The organism is Pseudomonas sp. DWRC2-2, assembly GCF_049897885.1.
GTDB lineage: Bacteria > Pseudomonadota > Gammaproteobacteria > Pseudomonadales > Pseudomonadaceae > Aquipseudomonas > Aquipseudomonas azotoformans_A.
Genome location: NZ_JAFCXD010000005.1, coordinates 165,133 through 184,841 on the forward strand (window position 1 = coordinate 165,133; position 19,709 = coordinate 184,841).

At 59.9% G+C, this 19,709-nt stretch carries 20 protein-coding genes and 1 tRNA gene; 13 read left to right on the plus strand and 8 right to left on the minus strand.

The features are described 5' to 3' along the window. Positions 1-2: 2 nt before the first annotated feature. The 4 genes from ACP7EW_RS22505 to ACP7EW_RS22520 are packed head-to-tail and all read right to left on the minus strand — an operon-like array spanning position 3 to position 5,184. Positions 3-1,574, minus strand: a complete 1,572-nt coding sequence (locus ACP7EW_RS22505; RefSeq protein ID WP_426219829.1) for an aldehyde dehydrogenase (NADP(+)) — start codon at positions 1,572-1,574, stop codon at positions 3-5. Between the two features lie 59 nt (positions 1,575-1,633). Continuing rightward, positions 1,634-2,581: a dihydrodipicolinate synthase family protein gene (locus ACP7EW_RS22510; RefSeq protein WP_426219831.1), complete on the minus strand. Its 948-nt coding sequence runs from the start codon at positions 2,579-2,581 to the stop codon at positions 1,634-1,636. A 42-nt stretch (positions 2,582-2,623) separates the two neighbouring features. Then, the gene (locus tag ACP7EW_RS22515) at positions 2,624-3,550 is read right to left on the minus strand and encodes a 4-hydroxyproline epimerase (protein ID WP_426219833.1); all 927 of its coding nucleotides are present in this window, start codon (positions 3,548-3,550) and stop codon (positions 2,624-2,626) included. A 14-nt stretch (positions 3,551-3,564) separates the two neighbouring features. After that, complete coding sequence (locus ACP7EW_RS22520; protein ID WP_426219835.1) at positions 3,565-5,184, minus strand: APC family permease; 1,620 nt, start codon at positions 5,182-5,184, stop codon at positions 3,565-3,567. A gap of 186 nt (positions 5,185-5,370) precedes the next feature. Here ACP7EW_RS22520 and ACP7EW_RS22525 point away from each other — a divergent pair, with 186 nt between their 5' ends. From ACP7EW_RS22525 to ACP7EW_RS22540, 4 genes are all read left to right on the plus strand, one after another. Next, the gene (locus ACP7EW_RS22525; protein WP_426219836.1) at positions 5,371-6,129 is read left to right on the plus strand and encodes a helix-turn-helix domain-containing protein; all 759 of its coding nucleotides are present in this window, start codon (positions 5,371-5,373) and stop codon (positions 6,127-6,129) included. A gap of 86 nt (positions 6,130-6,215) precedes the next feature. Next, positions 6,216-8,279, plus strand: coding sequence for a maltose alpha-D-glucosyltransferase (gene treS, locus ACP7EW_RS22530; RefSeq protein ID WP_426219837.1), 2,064 nt, complete (start codon positions 6,216-6,218; stop codon positions 8,277-8,279). A gap of 123 nt (positions 8,280-8,402) precedes the next feature. Beyond that, on the plus strand, positions 8,403-9,176 hold the full coding sequence (locus ACP7EW_RS22535; RefSeq protein ID WP_426219839.1) for a GNAT family N-acetyltransferase: 774 nt from the start codon (positions 8,403-8,405) through the stop codon (positions 9,174-9,176). 16 nt (positions 9,177-9,192) lie between these two features. Next, positions 9,193-10,311 (plus strand): hypothetical protein, encoded by a 1,119-nt coding sequence (locus ACP7EW_RS22540; RefSeq protein WP_426219841.1) that lies wholly within the window; start codon positions 9,193-9,195, stop codon positions 10,309-10,311. Here ACP7EW_RS22540 and ppk2 read toward each other — a convergent pair. Then, complete coding sequence (ppk2, locus tag ACP7EW_RS22545) at positions 10,308-11,225, minus strand: polyphosphate kinase 2 (protein WP_025999860.1); 918 nt, start codon at positions 11,223-11,225, stop codon at positions 10,308-10,310. The two genes, ACP7EW_RS22540 and ppk2, sit on opposite strands and share 4 nt — an antisense overlap. Before the next feature lie 185 nt (positions 11,226-11,410). Between ppk2 and pstS the strand changes: the two genes are divergently transcribed. From pstS to ACP7EW_RS22575, 6 genes are all read left to right on the plus strand, one after another. Further along, complete coding sequence (gene pstS / locus ACP7EW_RS22550; RefSeq protein ID WP_016978033.1) at positions 11,411-12,439, plus strand: phosphate ABC transporter substrate-binding protein PstS; 1,029 nt, start codon at positions 11,411-11,413, stop codon at positions 12,437-12,439. 73 nt (positions 12,440-12,512) lie between these two features. Beyond that, positions 12,513-13,478: a phosphate ABC transporter permease subunit PstC gene (gene pstC / locus ACP7EW_RS22555; protein ID WP_016978032.1), complete on the plus strand. Its 966-nt coding sequence runs from the start codon at positions 12,513-12,515 to the stop codon at positions 13,476-13,478. Further along, positions 13,478-14,371 (plus strand): phosphate ABC transporter permease PstA, encoded by an 894-nt coding sequence (gene pstA, locus ACP7EW_RS22560; protein WP_426219843.1) that lies wholly within the window; start codon positions 13,478-13,480, stop codon positions 14,369-14,371. Before pstC ends, pstA begins: the two co-directional genes overlap by 1 nt. Before the next feature lie 76 nt (positions 14,372-14,447). Then, positions 14,448-15,209, plus strand: a complete 762-nt coding sequence (gene pstB / locus ACP7EW_RS22565) for a phosphate ABC transporter ATP-binding protein PstB (RefSeq protein WP_033902990.1) — start codon at positions 14,448-14,450, stop codon at positions 15,207-15,209. Between the two features lie 27 nt (positions 15,210-15,236). Then, a complete protein-coding gene (locus tag ACP7EW_RS22570) occupies positions 15,237-15,935 on the plus strand; it encodes a hypothetical protein (RefSeq protein ID WP_426219845.1) in 699 nt (232 codons plus the stop codon). Continuing rightward, positions 15,935-16,528: a hypothetical protein gene (locus ACP7EW_RS22575; RefSeq protein WP_426220301.1), complete on the plus strand. Its 594-nt coding sequence runs from the start codon at positions 15,935-15,937 to the stop codon at positions 16,526-16,528. Before ACP7EW_RS22570 ends, ACP7EW_RS22575 begins: the two co-directional genes overlap by 1 nt. 39 nt (positions 16,529-16,567) lie before the next feature. Here the strand turns inward: ACP7EW_RS22575 and ACP7EW_RS22580 are convergent, their stop codons facing one another. Then, positions 16,568-17,173, minus strand: a complete 606-nt coding sequence (locus tag ACP7EW_RS22580; protein WP_426219847.1) for a cysteine hydrolase — start codon at positions 17,171-17,173, stop codon at positions 16,568-16,570. Positions 17,174-17,250: 77 nt separating this feature from the next. Between ACP7EW_RS22580 and ACP7EW_RS22585 the strand changes: the two genes are divergently transcribed. Beyond that, complete coding sequence (locus tag ACP7EW_RS22585; protein WP_426219849.1) at positions 17,251-17,580, plus strand: hypothetical protein; 330 nt, start codon at positions 17,251-17,253, stop codon at positions 17,578-17,580. Here ACP7EW_RS22585 and ACP7EW_RS22590 read toward each other — a convergent pair. After that, positions 17,540-17,776 (minus strand): hypothetical protein, encoded by a 237-nt coding sequence (locus ACP7EW_RS22590; protein WP_426219851.1) that lies wholly within the window; start codon positions 17,774-17,776, stop codon positions 17,540-17,542. The genes ACP7EW_RS22585 and ACP7EW_RS22590 overlap by 41 nt on opposite strands. Before the next feature lie 232 nt (positions 17,777-18,008). Between ACP7EW_RS22590 and ACP7EW_RS22595 the strand changes: the two genes are divergently transcribed. Beyond that, positions 18,009-18,095, plus strand: a tRNA-Leu gene (locus tag ACP7EW_RS22595). 91 nt (positions 18,096-18,186) lie between these two features. Here the strand turns inward: ACP7EW_RS22595 and ACP7EW_RS22600 are convergent. After that, positions 18,187-19,041, minus strand: coding sequence for a LysR family transcriptional regulator (locus ACP7EW_RS22600; protein ID WP_426219853.1), 855 nt, complete (start codon positions 19,039-19,041; stop codon positions 18,187-18,189). A 127-nt stretch (positions 19,042-19,168) separates the two neighbouring features. On the opposite strand from ACP7EW_RS22600, the gene ACP7EW_RS22605 reads away from it, so the two are divergent. Further along, positions 19,169-19,642 carry a nuclear transport factor 2 family protein gene (locus ACP7EW_RS22605; protein WP_426219855.1) on the plus strand — a complete coding sequence of 158 codons (474 nt, stop codon included), beginning with the start codon at positions 19,169-19,171 and terminating at the stop codon, positions 19,640-19,642. Positions 19,643-19,709: the final 67 nt, after the last annotated feature.

Here is a 19,709-nt window from a genome sequence, read left to right on the forward strand (position 1 = left end):
GCCTACGCCTCCCTCTGGCCATCGAGCAGGCGCCGCAGCAGCAACGGGTTGCCGTGCTGGAGTGCAGCAGGCAACAGCGCATCGGGGAAGTCCTGATAACACACCGGTCGCAAAAACCGTTGGATCGCCGCCGTGCCCACCGAAGTGCTGCGCGAGTCTGACGTGGCGGGGAAGGGGCCGCCATGCACCATGGCATCACAGACCTCGACACCCGTCGGCCAGCCGTTGACTAGCAGGCGACCGGCCTTGCGTTCTAGCACCGGCAGCAGGGCCTTGGCGCTTGGCAGATCGTCGTCATCCATCTGCAGGGTCGCGGTCAGTTGGCCTTCCAAGTGTTCGGAAACCTGATGCATCTCTTCGTTATTGGCGCATACGACGATCAATGAGGCTGCGCCGAAAACTTCGGCTTGCAGGTGTTCATTGGCTAAAAAATCCTTGGCCTGAGTCACGAACAGGTGGGCTTGGCCTCTGTTGGGGCCTTCTGCTGGCAACCCTTTTGCCGCCACCTTGGCGTGTTCTGTCAGTGCGGCCACGCCTGCATCGAAGGCGCTGAAAATGCCGGGGGTCAGCATGGTCTGCGCTGCACAGTTGGGCAACATTTCACTGGCCGTGCCGATAAAACGATCCAGCGCGGGCCCTTGTACGGCGATCACCAAACCTGGGTTGGTGCAAAACTGCCCGGCCCCTTGGGTCAACGATGCCACGAAGCCTTTCGCCAACGCTTCACCGCGTGTGGTGAGTGCGGCTGGGAACAGATACACCGGATTGATCGAACTCATCTCCGCATACACCGGAATCGGCTCGGGCCGGGCCTGCGCGGCTTGGGTCAACGCCACGCCACCGCTGCGTGAGCCGGTAAAGCCAACGGCCTTGATGCGCGGATCGGTGACCAACGCAATCCCCACCTCGCGTCCCGAACCGTACAACAGCGAAAACACGCCTTCGGGTAAGCCACAAGCCTTGACCGCTTGCGCCACCGCCCGGCCCACCAGTTCACTGGTGCCCGGATGCGCGCCATGGGCCTTCACCACCACTGGGCAACCGGCGGCCAGCGCGGAGGCGGTGTCGCCACCTGCCACGGAAAACGCCAGGGGGAAATTGCTCGCACCAAACACGGCCACCGGGCCCAGCGCGATATGGCGCTGGCGCAGGTCTGGACGAGGCAGTGGCTGGCGCTGCGGCTGTGCAGGGTCCACCCGCACATCCAGCCATTCCCCGGCGCGCACGGTGCGAGCGAAGGTGCGCAGTTGGCCGCAGGTACGCCCGCGTTCGCCTTGGATGCGCGCGTGGGGCAGGCCGGTTTCGACAACGGCGCGTTCGATCAGCTCATCACCCAGGGCCTCGATCTGCGTGGCGATGGCTTCAAGAAAGCTGGCACGCGCCTCCAGCGACGTTTCTCGGTAACTATCAAACGCCGCCCACGCCAAGGCACACGCCTGGGCCACCTGTTCGCCGTCGCCGCCTGGATAGGCCGGTTCCATGGGAGTATCGGTGGCGGGATTGATCGCCCGGATCGCTTCGCGATTTCCGGAAGTGAGTTGCTGACCGATCAGCATTTTGCCCGTCAGAGTCATGGGATTGTCCTGGTAGAAAAGGGGTTGGCCGCTGCGAGAACCGCAGCGGCGCAAGGGCGTCAGGCGACGTTCTGTTCCGCCGACCAGTTGGCGTACCACTGACGGAACAGCGCGTACTGGTTCTCGGCATAACGGCGCTGGGCGTCGCTGAGCACATCCGTTTCATTGAAGTGCAGGGCGTAGCCTGTATCACCGTTGAGCACCATCAAGTGCTTGTAATACAGCACCAGGTCGCAGCCTTCATCGAAGGACGACAGCACCGCCAGCGCGGCTTCCAGCTCAAGGGCCTGGCGACGGGCCTTGGCATCGCCCTTGGCGGCTTTTTTGCTCAAGGCCACCAGCTGCAACACTTCGCGAGGCAGGGCGTTGCCGATACCGGTGATGGCGCCGGTGGCGTTGCAGTTGACGAAGCCGTGCACCACCTGGGTGTCCACGCCGACCATCAAGGTCACATTATCGTCCTGGGAGGTGATGTGTTCGGCGGCGTAGCGCAGGTCGGCGCCGCCGCCGAACTCCTTGAAGCCGATCAGGTTCGGATGTTCGCGACGCAGTTCGAAGAACAGGTCGGCGCGGGTGGCGAAGCCGTAGTAGGGGCTGTTGTAGATCACCGCCGGCAGGTTTGGCGCAGCCTTGAGGATGGCCGAGAAGTGCGCCTTTTGCGCGGTGGCGGAGGCACCACGGGACAGCACGCGCGGAATCACCATCAGGCCATGGGCGCCGACTTTGGCGGCGTGGGCGGCATGGGCCACGGCTTCACGGCTGTTGACCGCACCGGTGCCGACGATGGTCGGTACACCGGCGGCCACCAGACGCGCCACGCCTTCCTGGCGTTCGGCCTCGGTGAGCAACGGCCAGTCGCCCATGGAGCCGCAGTACACCACGGCGCTCATGCCGATATCGATCAATTCCCGGCCCTTGGCGACCAGGGCGTCGAAGTCCGGTTTGCGCTCGCCGGTGCACGGGGTCATCAGGGCGGGGATGCAGCCGGTGAAGATGTTGTCGCTCATTGTTCTAACTCCTTGGAACGTTCAGTACAAACAGGGAAGGGCTTAGATGCCCCAGGCAAACGGGTCGCGCTCGTCAATCAGCAAGGTGCTTTCGGCGGTCATATAGGCGCTGCCGGTGATGAAGGGCCGCACGCGCTCGCCGTCCCATTCATAGCGGCCTTCGAATTTGCTGCCGGTGATGCTGGCTTGGGTCCAGGTTTCACCGGGCTTGAGTTTTTCATCGGCGGCCAGGCAGGCCAGCTTGGCGCTGGTGCCGGTGCCGCAGGGTGAGCGGTCGTAGGCTTTGCCGGGGCACATCACGAAGTTACGGCTGTCGGCAAGGTCGTCATCGGCGAACAGTTCGATGTGGTCGATCAGCGCGTCATCCTCACCGTGAATGCCTTGATCCTCCAGGGCCTTGAGCATCGCCCAGGTGTAATCGGTAAGCGCATCCACGTTGTCCATCTGCAAGCGTTGGCCATGGTCCGACACCAGGAAAAACCAGTTGCCGCCCCAGGCGATATCGCCGTAGACCACGCCATGCCCTGGCACCTCCACTGGCACCTGTTTGCGCAGGCGGTAGGCGGGCACATTGCACAGCGTCACGCTGCCGTCTGTGTGCAGCGTGGCCTCCACTGGACCGACAGGCGTGTCGATGGCGTGCACGCCGGGCTGGATGCGCCCCAAGTGGTGCAGCGAGGCGACCAGGCCAATGGTGCCGTGGCCGCACATGCCGAGGTAACCGGCGTTGTTGAAGAAGATCACGCCACAGACCGCGCCCGGCGTGACGGGCTCGCAATACAGCGCGCCGACCAGTACATCATTGCCGCGCGGCTCCAGCAGGCAGGCACGGCGCCAGTGATCATGCTCGGTGCGCAGGCTGTGCAATTGATCGGCAATCGTGACGCCGCTCAGCGCCGGGAAACCGCTCATGACCAGGCGCGTCGGTTCGCCGCCGGTGTGGGAGTCGATCACATGCAGTCGCTTCATAAAAGGCTCCTGAATCAGTAGGTCGCGGGTGTCAGCGGGGCGTGAGGTTCGTCGACCGCTTCGCTTTCATCGGCTTCATGTTCCAGTCGTACCAGGTGAGCCGGCACGCCAGTGGCGGCGCCCCAGTAGTAAATGCCGAGTGCGCAAACGGCGACGACAATGGTGTCGAGCGGGTGGCTGATCACGCCGATGCCGCCAAAACTGCCAAGCTTGGACAGCAGGATGGTCACCGCGTAAAAGCCAATCAGCCAGGCAGACGAGCGCACTTGTTGTTTGATATTGAGGTGCGCAGTCGGCACCCAGCGTGCGCACAGCAGGTACACCACAAACATCAGGATCTGCAGGCCGAGCAGCCAGGACACCGTGCCCCAGCCAGACCAGTACACGATCAGCGCGGCGATGATGAACGACAGCGGGCCCAGTACCGCCATGCCCTTGACTCGGAACGGCCGCGCCATCTGCGGGGCATTGCGACGTAGCGCGGCGACAGTAACCGGGGCCACGGCGTAGCTGAGGATCAGCGCCGCGGACACCACATTGATCAGCGCTTCCCAGGACGGAAACGGCAGGGTCCAGAACACCGACAAACCAAAGGTCAGCCACAGCGCCGGGCGTGGAATGCCGGACTTCTCATCGATACGCGTAAAAATCTTGAAGAACGTGCCGGTCTGCGCCCAGCCATACACCACGCGAGGGGTGGCGTTCATGTAGATATTGCCGCAGCCACTGGGTGAGATCACCGCGTCAGCCACCACCAGGTAGGCCAACCAACCCACGCCCAGCGCCAGGGCGATATCCCGATAAGGCAGCGCCAGTTCCTTGCTGATCCCGGCCCAGCCATTGGCGAGCATTTCCGTAGGCACGCCACCGAGGAAGGCGGTTTGCAGCAGCACGTAGATGGCGGTCGACAACAACACCGAAAGGATCAAGGCAATCGGAATCGTGCGCTGCGGGTTCTTCACTTCACTGGCCACCGAGATGATTGGCGTCAGGCCCAGGTAGGCAAAAATCACCCCGCCGGCCGACACCGCCATCTCGATGCCCGACAGCCCGAACGGCGCAAAACCCTGCACCTCAAAGTTCGCCGGTTTGAAGAAGGTGAACAGCACACCGATCACCAGCAACGGTACGATGAACTTGAAGACGCTGACCAGGTTATTGGCGATGGCGAAGGTCTTCACGCTGCGGTAATTGAGCACGAAGAACAGGCACAGCAGGGCGAATTGCACCAGCCAGCCGAGGGTAGTCGGGTCGCTGGAACCGACCTTGGTCAGTTCCGGAAACCACGCCGCTGCGTACTGCCGCGAGGCGACCACTTCAATGGCCACCAGGCTGGAAAACGCGATCAGGGTGATGAAGCCCATCAGGTAGCCCAACAGCGGGCCGTGGGAATAAACCGGGTAGCGCACCACGCCGCCGGCGCGGGGCAGTGCGGCGCCCAGTTCGCAGTACACAATGCCCAGCAGCAGCACCGCGAAACCGCCGATGAGCCAGGAAATAATGCCCGCTGGGCCTGCGATTGCAGATACGTGGCTGGCTGCAAACAACCAGCCCGAACCAAAGATGGCACCCAACCCGATAAAGGTCAGGTCCATCAGGGAAAGCTGTTTCTTGAACTTGCCTTGAGCTGACATAGCGTCGCCTTCTTGTGAGTTATTGGATAGGCATGCAGTGGCCATACAGTGAACGCATGAACGGCGGCGCGATTGATGTTTTTTGCCGGCATCGATGACGAAATCAGCACAGTTTTGCTTGCTCGACAGGGCTCCGGGCATCGGGCAATCTGCTATCCGTCAGGCCACCAGCGGGGATCAACCGTCATGCTGCAGAACGCGTTTGCGACCCTTTGCCAAGGGAGCAACCCCCAAGACATCGAACAGTTATTGGGCAGTGTCGCGCAGCTATTGCCGATGCTGGACGTGATCCCCAATGCCGCGATTTTCATCAAGGACATCCAGGCCCGCTATGTGCTCGCCAACCGCACCCTGGTGCAGCGCTGCGGCCTCAAGCAACTGCAACCGCTGCTGGGCAAGACCAGTGCCGAAGTCTTCCCCGCGCAGTTGGGGCCTGGCTACACCGAACAGGACCGGCGCGTGCTGGAGCAGGGTTTTGTGCTGGAAGATCAGCTGGAACTGCACTTGTACGGCACCCGCGAACCCGGTTGGTGCCTGACCCACAAGTGGCCGCTGTACAACCATTCGGGCGCGATCATTGGCCTGGCGGGTATCTCGGTCGACCTGCAAACCGCCAGCGAAAGCCACCCGGCGTACCAACGCCTGGCCGCCGTGGACGCGCACATCCGCGCACACTTCAACCGCCGCGTGACCCTGGGTGAATTGACCCGGATCGCCGGCATTTCGGTGGCGCAGCTGGAGCGCTACTGCAAGCGCGTGTTCCACCTCACGCCACGTCAAATGATCCAGAAGGTACGGCTGGAGCAGGCGCACCGGCTGTTGCACACCGACCTGCCGATCACCGAAGTGGCGCTGCAATGCGGGTATACCGACCACAGTGCGTTTACCCGCCAATTCAAGGCGTCGACGGGGTTTACGCCGAGGCAGTATCGGCAGTTGGCGTAGTCGCCCACATTGCAATGCAACGAATGGCCCCGGTTGTGGCTCCTATGCTTACGAGCAACCTTTGGACGACAACAGGGATCAGGCATATGACGGCGGCTGAAAACAACCATGTGAACTGGCTGGTGGAACAATCGATGCTGCACGCAGCACGCCAGCGCGCCAAGCTCTATTCGGGCCAGGGCCGGTTGTGGCAGCAGCCGTACGCGCAGACGCGGCCCCGTGATGCTTCGGCCCTGTCGTCCGTGTGGTTTACCGCGTACCCGGCCTCGATTGTGACCCGTGAGGGCGGCACGGTGTTGGAGGCACTGGGGGATGAGGCGCTGTGGCAGGCGTTGTCGAAGATCGGCATCCAGGGCATCCACAATGGCCCATTGAAGAAGTCCGGCGGCCTGAAGGGCACGCAGCACACACCGACCATCGACGGCAATTTCGACCGCATCAGCTTCGAGATCGACCCGGAGTTGGGCACCGAGGCGCAGTTACAGGCCTTGACGCGCATGGCGGCGGCGCACAATGCGGTGATCATCGACGATGTGATCCCGTCCCACACCGGCAAGGGCGCGGATTTCCGCCTGGCCGAGATGGCCTACGAGGACTATCCCGGCCTGTACCACATGGTCGAAATCCGCGAGGAGGACTGGGCGCTGCTGCCCGACGTCGCTGAGGGCCGTGACGCGCAAAACCTCAGCCCCGTCCAGGTCGATGCGTTGCGTGACAAACACTACATCGTCGGCCAGTTGCAACGGGTGATCTTCTTCGAGCCCGGCGTCAAGGAAACCGACTGGAGCGCGACAGACGTGGTGCTCGGTGTGGATGGCAAACCGCGTCGCTGGGTGTACCTGCATTACTTCAAAGAAGGCCAGCCATCGCTGAACTGGCTGGACCCGACCTTTGCCGCGCAGCAGATGATCATCGGTGACGCACTGCACGCCATCGACGTGATGGGCGCGAAGATCCTGCGCCTGGACGCCAACGGTTTTCTCGGTGTGGAGCGCAAGCTGGACGGCACGGCCTGGTCCGAGAGCCATCCGCTGTCGATCACCGGCAACCAGTTGCTCGGCGGCGCGATTCGCAAGGCCGGCGGATTCAGCTTCCAGGAGTTGAACCTCACCGTGGATGACATCGCCTCCATGTCCCATGGTGGCGCCGACCTCTCCTATGACTTCATCACCCGTCCGGCATACCAACATGCGTTGCTAATGGGCGATGCCGAGTTCCTGCGCCTGATGTTGCGTGAAATGCACCGCCAAGGCATCGACCCCGGTTCGTTGATCCATGCGTTGCAGAACCACGATGAGCTGACGCTGGAGCTGGTGCACTTCTGGACGTTGCACGCCCATGACACCTTCCTGTACCAGGGCCAGACCTTTCCCGGCAATATCCTGCGCGAGCACATTCGCGAGCAGATGTACGAGCGCCTGGCCGGTGAGCATGCGCCGTATAACCTCAAGTTCGTGACCAATGGCGTGTCGTGCACCACGGCCAGCATCATTACTGCGGCGCTGGGTATTCGTGATCTGGAGGCGATCACCGAAGCTGACATCCAACAGATCCGCCAGATCCATTTGCTGCTGGTGATGTACAACGCCATGCAGCCTGGGGTGTTTGCCTTGTCGGGTTGGGACCTGGTGGGCGCGCTGCCGCTGGCGGCCGAAGAGGTCGAGCACTTGATGCAGGATGGCGATACTCGCTGGATTCATCGCGGCGCGTATGACCTAGTGGATTTGAACCCGGACGCAGCGCTTTCGGCTGGCCACATGCCACGCTCGAAAAGCCTTTACGGCAGCCTGAACAGCCAGTTGCAGGACCCCGAGTCCTTCGCTTCGCAACTGCAGAAAATCCTCGCGGTGCGCCGCGCCTATGACATCGCCGCCAGCCGCCAGATTCTGGTGCCGGAGGTTGAAAACTCAGCGCTGCTGGTAATGGTGCATGAATTGCCGGCCGGCAAAGGCACGCAAATCACTGCACTGAATTTTGGTGCGACGCCGATCACTGAAACCCTGCATCTATCGGATATTGCTGCCGGGATGGTAGTGGACATCATCAATGAGCGTGTGGAAGGCGACCTGACGGCGGAGGGGGAATTCACCATTACCCTGGATGCGTACGAGGGGTTGGCGTTGCGGGTGGTGAGTAGTTCACCACAGTAACTTGACCCACCATAAAGATCGCAACTTGTTTCGGAGTTTCCTTACGTTGCCTGCATAAAGTCGCATGTTAGTGTCCTGCTCACTACTTGCCTCTTACGCGTATGGCGACTCAAAGGAACAGGAATGCGATCTCCGTCGGTATCCAGTGAAGAACATTCAACTGCACAACTTCCGCGTGCAGGGTTAGTGGTCAGTCTCGCCACTCGACAAGAAGAAATACGTGAGGTGCAACGCCTGCGTTATCGTGTCTTTACCGAAACTTTTAAATGGTCTGAACTTGCAAACCCTGAGGCGTTGAATACTGACGAGTTTGACGACTACTGCGACCACTTGCTGGTCCGCGACGCCAAGACTTCAGCCGTGGTGGGCACCTACCGCCTGATGGGCCCGGCCGCTGCACAACGCATGGGGCACTACTACTCGGAGAGGGAGTTTGATCTCAGTGGGCTAGCGTCATTACGCGCCAGGACCGTTGAAGCCGGGCATGCCTGTGTCCACCCCGAATACCGCAGCGGCAGTGTGATCATGCTGTTGTGGTCAGGTCTTGCGAAGTATATGGAGCGTGAGGGCTGTGACCATCTGATGGGTTGCGCGAGCGTGAGCCTGTCCGATGGTGGCCATGATGCGGCGGCGTTGTATCGAGGCTTTACCGCAGAAAATCGAGCGCCCGACGACTATCGCGTAACGCCCCATATCCCTTTTCCCCTGGAAGCGTTCGAGCCCGGACATGTGCCGCGCGTCCCGCCGTTGCTTAAAGGTTACTTGCGCAGTGGTGGCTGGGTCTGTGGTGCACCGGCGTGGGATAAGGAATTCAATGTGGCGGACTTCTTTATGTTATTGCCACTGTCGAAGTTGGACAGTCGTTATGCGCGACATTACTTAAAGCCTAAACAATAACAAGGGTTCGTTTACTATGTTTCTGAGTGAAGAAAGAGATACCGTTTTAGCCTGTATTCCTGAACTGGTGCCTGTTCTTGAAGCGGCCTCACTGATTGAACTAGAACGGGGCGAGTCCAAACAACTGGCCACGTTGTTTAAAACAGTCGGCGCGCCAGGACTTTCCATCGCCAAGGAACTTGGCGGTGGAGGGATCAGCGCAGTCAACCTGGCCCAGGTACACACCTGGGTTGGCGCCCATTGCCCTTCATTGGCCGTGATGATGACCATGCACCATCACACGGTGGCTGGCATGATGGCGGCGAGTCGCTTCTTTCCCGATATCCAGGGAATGCTCGGCGTGGTCGCTCGCGACAACCTGTTGGTCGCCTCGGGATTTGCCGAGGGGCGGGCGCACGCCAATATCCTGGAGTCCACGCTGTCCGTAGAAAAAACAGCCGATGGTTATCGAGTGAGCGGCAGCAAAAAGCCCTGCACGATGACCCATCACTTTGACGCGATCACCTTTGGCGTCAACTACGTCGACCCGCAAGGCCAGACCCATATCGGCATCGGCCTGGGGTTGGCGGGTGACCCGAATATCCAGCGGAAAAAGTTCTGGTCGGTGCCGCATTTGCAAGCAGCCGACAGCCATGAAGTGATCTTCAACCAACTGTTGGTGCCAGAGGCGTTGATGTATTTCAGCAAGGCCGTGGATAACCAGCTGGACGATGTGCAGCAGGGCACGGGTGAACACTTGTTTGCGATCTGGTTCCAGCTGCTTGCGTCGGCGTCCTACGTGGGCATGGCGTCTGCGTTGGCGTCGAGGGCATTGGCGTGCAACAAAGGCTCGCAGGATGATCGCGCAATGCTGCTGATTGATCTGCAGGGCGCCACGATGGCGATACGCGGCCTGGCGGTTGCCATCGACCAGAACCGGTTCCTGCGCGCGGATCTGGCGCGCGCGCAAGCCACGCGGTTTGCGGTGCAAGAGGCGATCAACCGCATCAGTACCCGCGCCTTCGAAATCCTCGGCGGCATGGCGTTCATGTCCTCCGAGGAAGTCGCTTACCTGTTGGTGGCGACGCGGGTACTGGCGTTTCACCCCACTTCACGGCTCGCCAGTGTGCCGTTCCTGTGTGAGCAGCTCAGTTAATAGAGTTGCGGCACGATGAGTTCCGGTGGCGTCGGGCTACGGGAGTAGTCCTCCTGCCGTACGCGCTGCGGCAGTTCGATCACCGGCAGCTCGACTTCTTCATATGGCATCTGCCCGAGCAAGTGGTGGATGCAGTTGAGCCGGGCTTTTTTCTTGTCATCCGCCTGCACCACCCACCACGGCGCTTCGGCGATGTGGGTGCGTTCGAGCATGATTTCCTTGGCCTTGGTGTAGGCCTCCCAGCGCCGACGCGACTCCAGGTCCATGGGGCTGAGCTTCCATTGCTTGAGCGGGTCGTGAATACGGCTAAGAAAGCGCAGGTGCTGTTCCTGGTCGGAAATGGAAAACCAATACTTGATCAACTGAATGCCGGAACGGGCGAGCATGCGCTCGAACTCCGGCACGGTGCGAAAGAACTCTTCGTACTGGTCCGCGTTGCAGAACCCCATGACCTGCTCGACGCCAGCGCGGTTGTACCAGCTGCGGTCGAACAGCACGATTTCGCCGGCGGCCGGCAGGTGTGAAACGTAGCGCTGGAAATACCACTGAGTCTGTTCTCGGTCATTCGGCGCGGGCAGGGCGGCCACTCGGCAGACCCTCGGGTTCAGGCGCTGGGTGATGCGTTTGATCACACCGCCTTTGCCGGCAGCATCGCGCCCTTCGAACAGGATCACCACTTTGTGACCGGTCTTGACCACCCAACTCTGCAATTTCACCAGTTCGCCCTGCAGGCGGAACAGTTCGCTGAAATAAATCCTGCGCGCGGCTTTTTCGGCGCTTTCACCGACGTGCTCGTCAAACAGCGCGTTGAGGTCGTGCCCATCTTCGGATAATTCCAGTTCCAGCTCTTCATCACTGTGATCCAGCAATTCACGATGGATGCGCTGCATCAAGGCATCTTCTATTGAGGACATGGGCGGAACTCGCGTGGTGGGAGATGGCAAAGTCTTAGTCGCATTTTGTTACTAACCAATGACATCAAATACCGTGATTGCGGCGGGAGAGGGGGACAACCAGGCGTTTTGCCACTCCACGTTCATAAAACCGTAACAAGAATGTTGCAGAGTTCCCGGGCCCGAAATCACAAGGATTTTCCTTAATGAAACGTCTGATGAAGTCTGCTGCACTCGCCGTTGCGGTTTCTCTCAGTGCCACCTCGGTGTTTGCTGCCGAGAGCATCCGCCTCACCGGTTCCGGTGCGAGTTTCCCAGCCCCGATCTACCTCACCTGGTTCAAGGATTTCAGCAAGAAAACCGAGGGTGTCACCGTTGATTACCAATCCAAAGGTAGCGGTGCGGGTGTACAGGACTTCCTGAACAAAACCGTCGACTTCGCCGCCAGCGACTCGGCCATGAAAGACGAAGACATCGCCAAGGTGGCCGAAGGCGCGCAACTGTTGCCGATGACCGCGGGTGAAATCGTGTTGGCGTTCAACCTGCCGGGCAATCCTAAAGAACTCAAATTGCCACGCGATGTGTACTCCAACATCTTCCTGGGCAAGATCACCAAGTGGAACGATCCCAAGATCGCCGCCGCCAACCCAGGCCTGAAACTGCCTGACATGCCGATCACTGTTGTCGTACGTGCAGACTCCAGCGGCACCACCGCGGTGTTCACCAAGCACTTGGCTGCGATCAACCCTGAGTTCCAGAAAGACCTGGGCGAAGGCAACACCGTCAACTGGCCAGCCAGCGACAAATTCATCAAATCGCCGAAAAACGATGGTGTGACCGCCACTGTGCGTCAGACCCCAGGCGCGATTGGCTACATCGAATACGGCTTCGCCAAACTGGCCAAGGTTGACTTTGCCCAGCTGCAGAACAAGGCCGGCAAATACGTTGTACCTAACGCCGAAAGCGGCGCCGAAGCCCTGGCTGCGGTGAAAATGCCGGAAAGCCTGGTGGCCTGGCTGCCGGATCCGGATGGTGCCAAGTCCTACCCGATCACGTCCTACACCTGGATGATCTTCCGCAAGGACAACGGCAACCCAGCCAAAGCCAAGGCCATGCGTGAAATGGTTGAGTACAGCCTGACCGAAGGTCAGAAAATCGCCGACTCGATGGGCTACATCCCACTGCCTCCATCGGTTGTCGATCAAGTTCGCAAAGCTTCCGCCAACATCCAGTAAGGCCGCCAGGCCGCTCTCGGTATGGGTTGTCAGCCATGCCGGGAGCGTTTCCCCCTTGTTCCGGAAATAGCCAATGAACACACCTTTTGTCGTACCGGTTAACCCGGATTCTGCGTGCCAGCCACCTTCTACGAAGGATTTCCTGGTTGACCGCACCTTCCGTGCACTTGCACGCATAGGCGTAGTGCTGGTGCTGGCGCTGGTTTTCGCGCTGGTCTTCGAAGTAGGGCGCAAGGCACTTCCCGGCATGGAAAAGCACGGTTTTGATGTGCTGTTCGGCAGTGTCTGGGACGTTAACCAAGGCAAGTACGGCATTCTGCCAGCTATTTGGGGCACGCTTTATAGCGCCCTTATCGCGTTGCTGATCGCAGGCTTTTTCGGCGTCAGCATGGCGATTTTTCTCACCCAGGATTTCCTGCCAGCAAAACTCGCGGCGGTGTTTCGCACCATCGTTGAATTGCTCGCCGCCATCCCCAGCGTGGTCTACGGCCTCTGGGGCATTTATGTGGTGATCCCGGCCATCCGCCCGCTGACCGCGTGGCTGAACACTGAACTGGGCTGGATTCCGTTTTTCGGCACGTCCCTGAGCGGGCCGGGCCTGCTGCCGGCGGCGCTGGTGCTGGCAATCATGATTTTGCCAACCATTGCCGCCGTGTCCCAGGACGCCCTCACCGGTGTGCCGATGAAAACCAAGCAAGCCGCCTACGGTATGGGCACCACTCACTGGGAAGCGATTCTCAAGGTGATGGTGCCCTCTGCCGCGACCGGCATCTTCGGTTCGCTGGTACTCGGCCTGGGTCGCGCCTTGGGTGAAACCATGGCCCTGGCCATGTTGGTGGGTAACGCGAACAACATCTCGCTTTCGTTGTTTGCCCCGGCCAACACCCTGGCCGCCTTGTTGGCGCTGAACTTCCCCGAAGCCGGCCCGAACGAGATCGAAGTGTTGATGTACGCCGCACTGGTGCTGATGTTTATCACGCTGCTGGTGAACATCATCGGTTCGATGATCATGGTCTACGCCCAGCGGGGTACCAAGTAATGACTGATCTCTCTACGCCCATCACCGCCATGCCGAGCCTGCAACGCCGGTTCGAAGGCCGTGCCTTGCGCAGCCTGGTGCTGACCACCCTGGTGTGGTTCGGCGCGTTGTTGGCCAGCGTGCCGCTGATTTCCGTGCTCTACATGCTGATCACCCGCGGTGGCGCACGCCTGAGCATGGAAGTGTTCACTGAACTGCCCCCCACCGGTTTCGAGACCGGCGGTGGCTTCGGTAACGCCATGGCCGGTACGTTCGTGATGGTCGGTATCGCGGCCGCCATCGCCGTGCCGGTCGGCATTCTGGCTGCGGTTTTCCTCGCTGAACTGGGTCCGGACAGCAAGTTGGCCAACGCTTCGCGCTTCGCCGCCAAGATGCTCACCGGTTTGCCATCGATCCTGGCGGGTGTGTTTGCCTACGCCCTGGTGGTGATGACGACCGGGACTTACTCGGCTCCAGCAGGTGGCGTGGCATTGGCGGTACTGATGCTGCCGATCGTGGTGCTGACGGCTGAAGAGTCGATGAAGATGGTGCCCAAGATCATGAAGGACGCGGCCTACGGCATGGGCTGCACCCGTTCGCAGGTGATCTGGAAAATCGTCTTGCCCACCGGCATGCCCGCGATCCTGACCGGCGTGATGCTCGCAGTCGCACGTGCTGCCGGCGAAACCGCACCGCTGTTGTTCACCGCGCTGTTCAGTAACTACTGGATCTACCACGACGGCAGCCTGGCGGTCATGAATCCGACGGCGTCCCTGGCCGTGTTGATTTACAACTTCTCCGGCATGCCTTTCGACAACCAGCTTGAGCTCGCCTGGGCAGCCTCGTTGGTGCTGGTAATGATCGTGCTGGTCGTGAATATCGTGAGCCGTATTTTCGGCAAGCCCAAGTACTAAGAACGGGAGCACCTGAATTTTGAACGTCTCAACTGCGCAAAAAGCCGCTCCGTTTGTCACCCAGGCGCCTGTGGTCATGGACTGCAAGCTGGACAAGATTTTCTACGGCAACTTCATGGCGGTGCGCGATAGCCATGTGCCAATCGAGAAAAACAAGATTACCGGCTTCATCGGCCCGTCCGGCTGCGGCAAATCGACTGTGCTGCGTAGCCTCAACCGCATGAACGACCTGGTGAAAGGTTTCCGCTTCGAAGGCCATGTGCATTTCCTCGGCCAGGACGTGTATGGCAAGGGCGTTGATCCCGTCGTCGTACGCCGTTACATCGGCATGGTGTTCCAGCAGCCGAACCCGTTTTCGATGAGCATCTTTGACAACGTGGCCTTTGGCCTGCGCCTGAACCGCTACAAAGGCGACTTGGGTGATCGCGTCAAGCACGCGCTGCAAGGCGCCGCGTTGTGGGATGAGGTCAAGGACAAGCTCAAGGTCAGCGGCCTGTCGCTCTCCGGCGGCCAGCAGCAACGTCTGTGTATTGCTCGCGCAATTGCCACCGAGCCGGAAGTGCTGTTGTTGGACGAACCTTGCTCGGCGCTCGACCCCATCGCCACCCGTCGTGTCGAAGAGCTGATGGTCGAGTTGAAAAAGGATTACACCATCGCGCTGGTCACCCACAACATGCAGCAGGCGATCCGTGTGGCCGATACCACCGCGTTTTTCTCGGTAGACATCTCCCAGGGCACCCGCACCGGTTATCTGGTGGAAATGGGCGCCACCGCGCAGATCTTCGAAAACCCGCGTGAGCAAATGACCGGGGACTACATCAGCGGCAAATTCAGCTGACCCATGCATCGTTTTTCAGGATTGCCAATGACTGCAACACGTCGTCTTGATCTGGTCGCGATTGAACGCGCCCTGCGCAAGGTACAGGGCCGTTTTGCCCAGCTTAGCCAGGACTTTACCGAGCCACGCGACCCGCTGACAGACGAAGTGCTGCAGAATGTGCTTGAAGGTTATGCCCTGATTGACGACTATGTTGCGCGCGGTGTCGACCTGTTTGACCTCCAGCAACTGAGCCTGATGCTGGAGATCAATGCCACGGTGCTCTGTGGCAAAGACCCGGTGCGCCGGCAGGAATACGCGCAACACCTGGCGGCGACCGAAGTGCACTTTTTCAACAATGTCGAAGGTGGCATCAAGGATTTGTATAACTGGTATTGCAAGCACCATAACGAATCCGTATGGAAGCGAGCAGCCGGTGTCTACGTGCGGGTCCTGAGCAAGCCGCAGTTGTTCATTGAAGGCAATCACCGCAGTGGGTCGCTGATCGTCAGCTATCTGCTGATGCGCGAGGGGTTGCCACCGTTTGTGCTGACGCTGGACAACGCCGAGGGCTATTTCAACCCGTCCTCGGTGATACGCAACTCCGCCAAACATGGCGTAATGGCGTTGTACGAATTGCCCAAGATCAAGAAAAAATACGCAGCGTTCCTGGAAGATAACGCTCCAGATCCAACCGAGTTTTTCCTGAGCGACACACCAGCGCCCGCCCACCAGGGGGGCCAATGATGGGAAGGTACCCAGTGCTCGACACGATCAAGCGTGTGTTCATCAAGCGTCAGCGAATCCGTATTTCGTTCGACATCGACGACACACTGGCCTGTCAGCTGCACCACAGTGCAACCGAGCACAGCCGCTTGCCGGCGTGTGTGCACCGTTGGTTGGGTGAACCGCTGCGTAGCGGTACCCGCTCCCTGACCCGTGAACTGCGTCGCCAGGGTTGCAGCGTTTGGGTCTATACCTCATCCGGCCGCACGCCGTCCTACATCCGCCGTTGGTTGTTGCTGTATGGCATCCATGTCGACGGCGTGGTCAACAGTGTGCGACATAGCCAGGCCCTGACCGACCGTGGGCTGACGAGCACCCCGTCAAAATTCCCACCGGCTTTCGATATCGACTTGCATGTCGATGATTCCGAAGGCGTGCAGCTTGAAGGTTTCGACCACGGGTTTCGCGTGGTAGTGGTTGACCCGGAAGACGAGCAATGGGCACAACGTGTGCTGGAGGCTGTGGCACAGGTTCAGGTACAACTGGCACGGCAACAACCGCAGCGGCACAAGCTGCCCGTTCGGACTTATCCAGGGTTGACGTTGAACGGATGAAACAAAAGGGGCGACTGATCAATCAGTCGCCCCTTTTGTTTATTGGGGGGTCAACGCCCCAAGAAACTCGGTGTGCCGCAACACCTTCGAAAACATCGACAGCGTGAAGTTTTCAGCCGCTTTTTGCTGTTCGTCGGTGAACGTCGCCGTGCAGTCGGCAAGCGTCACCACGTTATAACCCTTCTCATAACCTGATCGAACGGTGCCTTCGACGCAGCAGTTGGTCAGGAATCCCGCCACCACCAGGTTCTGGATGCCGTTGTTGCGCAGTACCAGGTCCAGGCCGGTGGTGGCAAAGCCATCCAGCCCGCGCTTGCCTTCCACGAGGATATCGCCGGTTTCACGGCTGATTGCCTCGGTAATCTCGGCGCCCCAACTGCCGGAAAGAAAAGCAGCGCCATCGGCAACGCCCTTCAAGATTCCATAATCACGCGTCGTCAGTTCCGGGTAGCCCTCAGTGAACTGGATCGGCAGATGAATGATCTTCACGCCCAGCGCGCGTGCCTGTTGCACGGTCGTTGCAGTATTGGCCAGCATGTCGGACTGGTGCATGACGTCTTTGACGGCGTCATGAAACACGCCCCCTGCGGTGGTGAAATCGTTCTGGAACTCGATCAGGACAAGAGCGGTGGCGTTTGGATTCATGATGAGGCTCCGAGAGGTGTCACGGGATTGATCCTTCAGAGTATATTCACTGAATAAACCCCCACAAGGACAGTGCAATGACCCGCTATTTCAAACATCCAGAGAGCGACCAGGTCGAAGAAGTCGATGCGTTCCAGGTATTGGCAGTCTTGTTTCTCGGCCCGCTCTACCTGCTCTTCGCAGGCCTTTGGCGCCACCTGCTGATCTGGGCTATGGCATTAGGGCTGGGTTTTCTCGCAGGCCCGCCCTGGGCGGCGATTCCGATTGCCGGGCTGCCCATCATCTACTGCTTCCTGATCCGTAAAATCGTCGCCGCTGAGTATGTGAAGAAGGGCTGGGTCGAAGTGCCCGACCCGGCGCTGGCGCTCAAGAAACCAGCGCCAGCGGCAGAAACTGTCGCTGAGTAGTTACCGGGAGAGAGGTCTCATCGGCCGAACTTTTGGATGACTTGAACAGGTCGGGAATGGCAGAGGTCAAGGCGGTGGCGCCTGAGACAAGCACAAAGGGCGCAACCAAAGTGATCATGAGCGCGGCTTGAAAGGGGTTGTTGTTTTCAGCGGCGGCGACTGGATTGCCGAGCAATGCCAAGGTGGCGATTACCACTCTCTTCCATGAGTCCATTCTGCGGTGTGTCCATTGCGTTGGGAGGACGCCACGATAACAGAGTAGGGGGCTCATCGCGTTGGATGAGTTTGCCGGCTTTCCTCCAGATGCTTGCCTAGCTCACTGATCTAGCAAGCTTTTTTGCTGGCTCCCTGAGGCAAGAAAGCCGCCCTTCGACCTTGCATCAAAGCCACCGGATCTATATATTCCCAACCCTGCAACACGCGCTGCCGCCCGAATGGCGAAACTGGTAGACGCATGGGACTTAAAATCCCCCGCTCGTAAGGGCGTCCCGGTTCGATTCCGGGTTCGGGCACCATCATTTGGTTTCACGACATCCCAGGAAGTCGCTGAAACCCACAGAGAACCTGCCTTGTGCAGGTTTTTTTGTTTTCACGGGGCGTCTTTTCTCAGGCACTCCCAATCATCTCGTCTGCCAAGTCGGCGAGGGCGCGAAGACGGTCCATCTGTCGCATATCGTGGTGATAGCCCATCCAGATGTCCCGGCCCGGTGGCGCCTCGCCGGTGTCTACTCGTTTTAGCGCGGGCAATTGATCACCCAGTGCGCGGGGCAGCACGGCTACGCCTAGGCCGAGCCCACACATCTGCGCCTGAACCGTACGGCTGCTGCTGGTGAATACGGTGTTGGCGCGTGGGTACAACGCCTGTAACCAGAGTACGTCGGGATAATGCGCCTGTGCAGTGTTCATGGTGATCAGTCCGAGGCCTTCACCATCCGTTTGCAGCGGGAATGACGCCTGGGCACTCATGTACAGCCCGTAGCTCAGCGTAACGAGCCGTCGTTGGACGATGTCGGGCTCGGTGAACGGGACGATCCTGAACGCGATATCCGCTTCTCTGCGCGTCAGATCGAACAAGCGATGCCCCGCAATCACTTCGGGCACGATCAAGGGATGACGCCGGGAGAGTTCACCCAGGACGGGGCCTAGCACATAACTGGCGAACCAGTCCGCCGATGAGATCCGCAACTGGCCTTCAAGCTGGGCGCTTTCGCCCGCGATGCGTCGCTCGATTGCCAGCGCGTTACGTTCCATTTCCTCTGCCAGTTCGAAAATGCGTTCACCGCTGTCGGTCAATACCAACCCTGACGCCGTGCGGCGGAAAAACACCTCGCCACCGGCCTGCTCCAACACGTGCAGGCGTCGCCCCACGGTGGGATGGCTGACGCCCAACAGCTTGGCGGCGGCACCCAGCGAACCGCCGCGTGCGACGGACAGGAAGACGCGCAAGTCATTCCATTCCATGGTTTACCCCGTACAAAAGTGAACAGTGAAGATGCAGTAATGGCAGTCCCGCGGCAACCCCTGGGCTCGCACAATGGCGGGCAAGCCGTTTCAGGCTTGACTCCTGCACCCACAGAAGGACACCCGCATGAACCTTGAAACCCTGGCCGCTCGACTGGAGGCCCTGGAAAGCCGTGCGGCCATCGAATCACTCATCTCTGCCTACGCCAACGCGTTTGATCGCTTGGACCCTGACTTGTTACGCACGATCTGGCATGCCGATGCCGTGCTGGACCTGCCAGGCTTTGGCGAAGGCGCCGGCCCGGAAGGTATTGTCGCTATGGCACACAACAGCTGGCGAAAGATGCCCCATATGCACCATTGGATGGCCAACCCGCTGATTCGTATCGAGGGTGATGTCGCCACGGCAACCGTCGCAGCTGACTGCTTGTTTCATGACATCGAAAAAGGTCCGGTGCAGGTCAGTGGCCTTTATCACGATTGCTTCGAACGACGCGACGGCCAATGGCTGTTTACCAAGCGACGCTTTGAGCTGCACTTCCTGACGCCACTGGAAAACTGGAAGCCCATCGCGGGTTCGGAAACGTTCGGCGGTATTTGAACCCGCAGCCGTTTGGGATGCGCGCCGTTGATTGGGCGGATGACGCAGAGCCCGGCCTCGATTGATT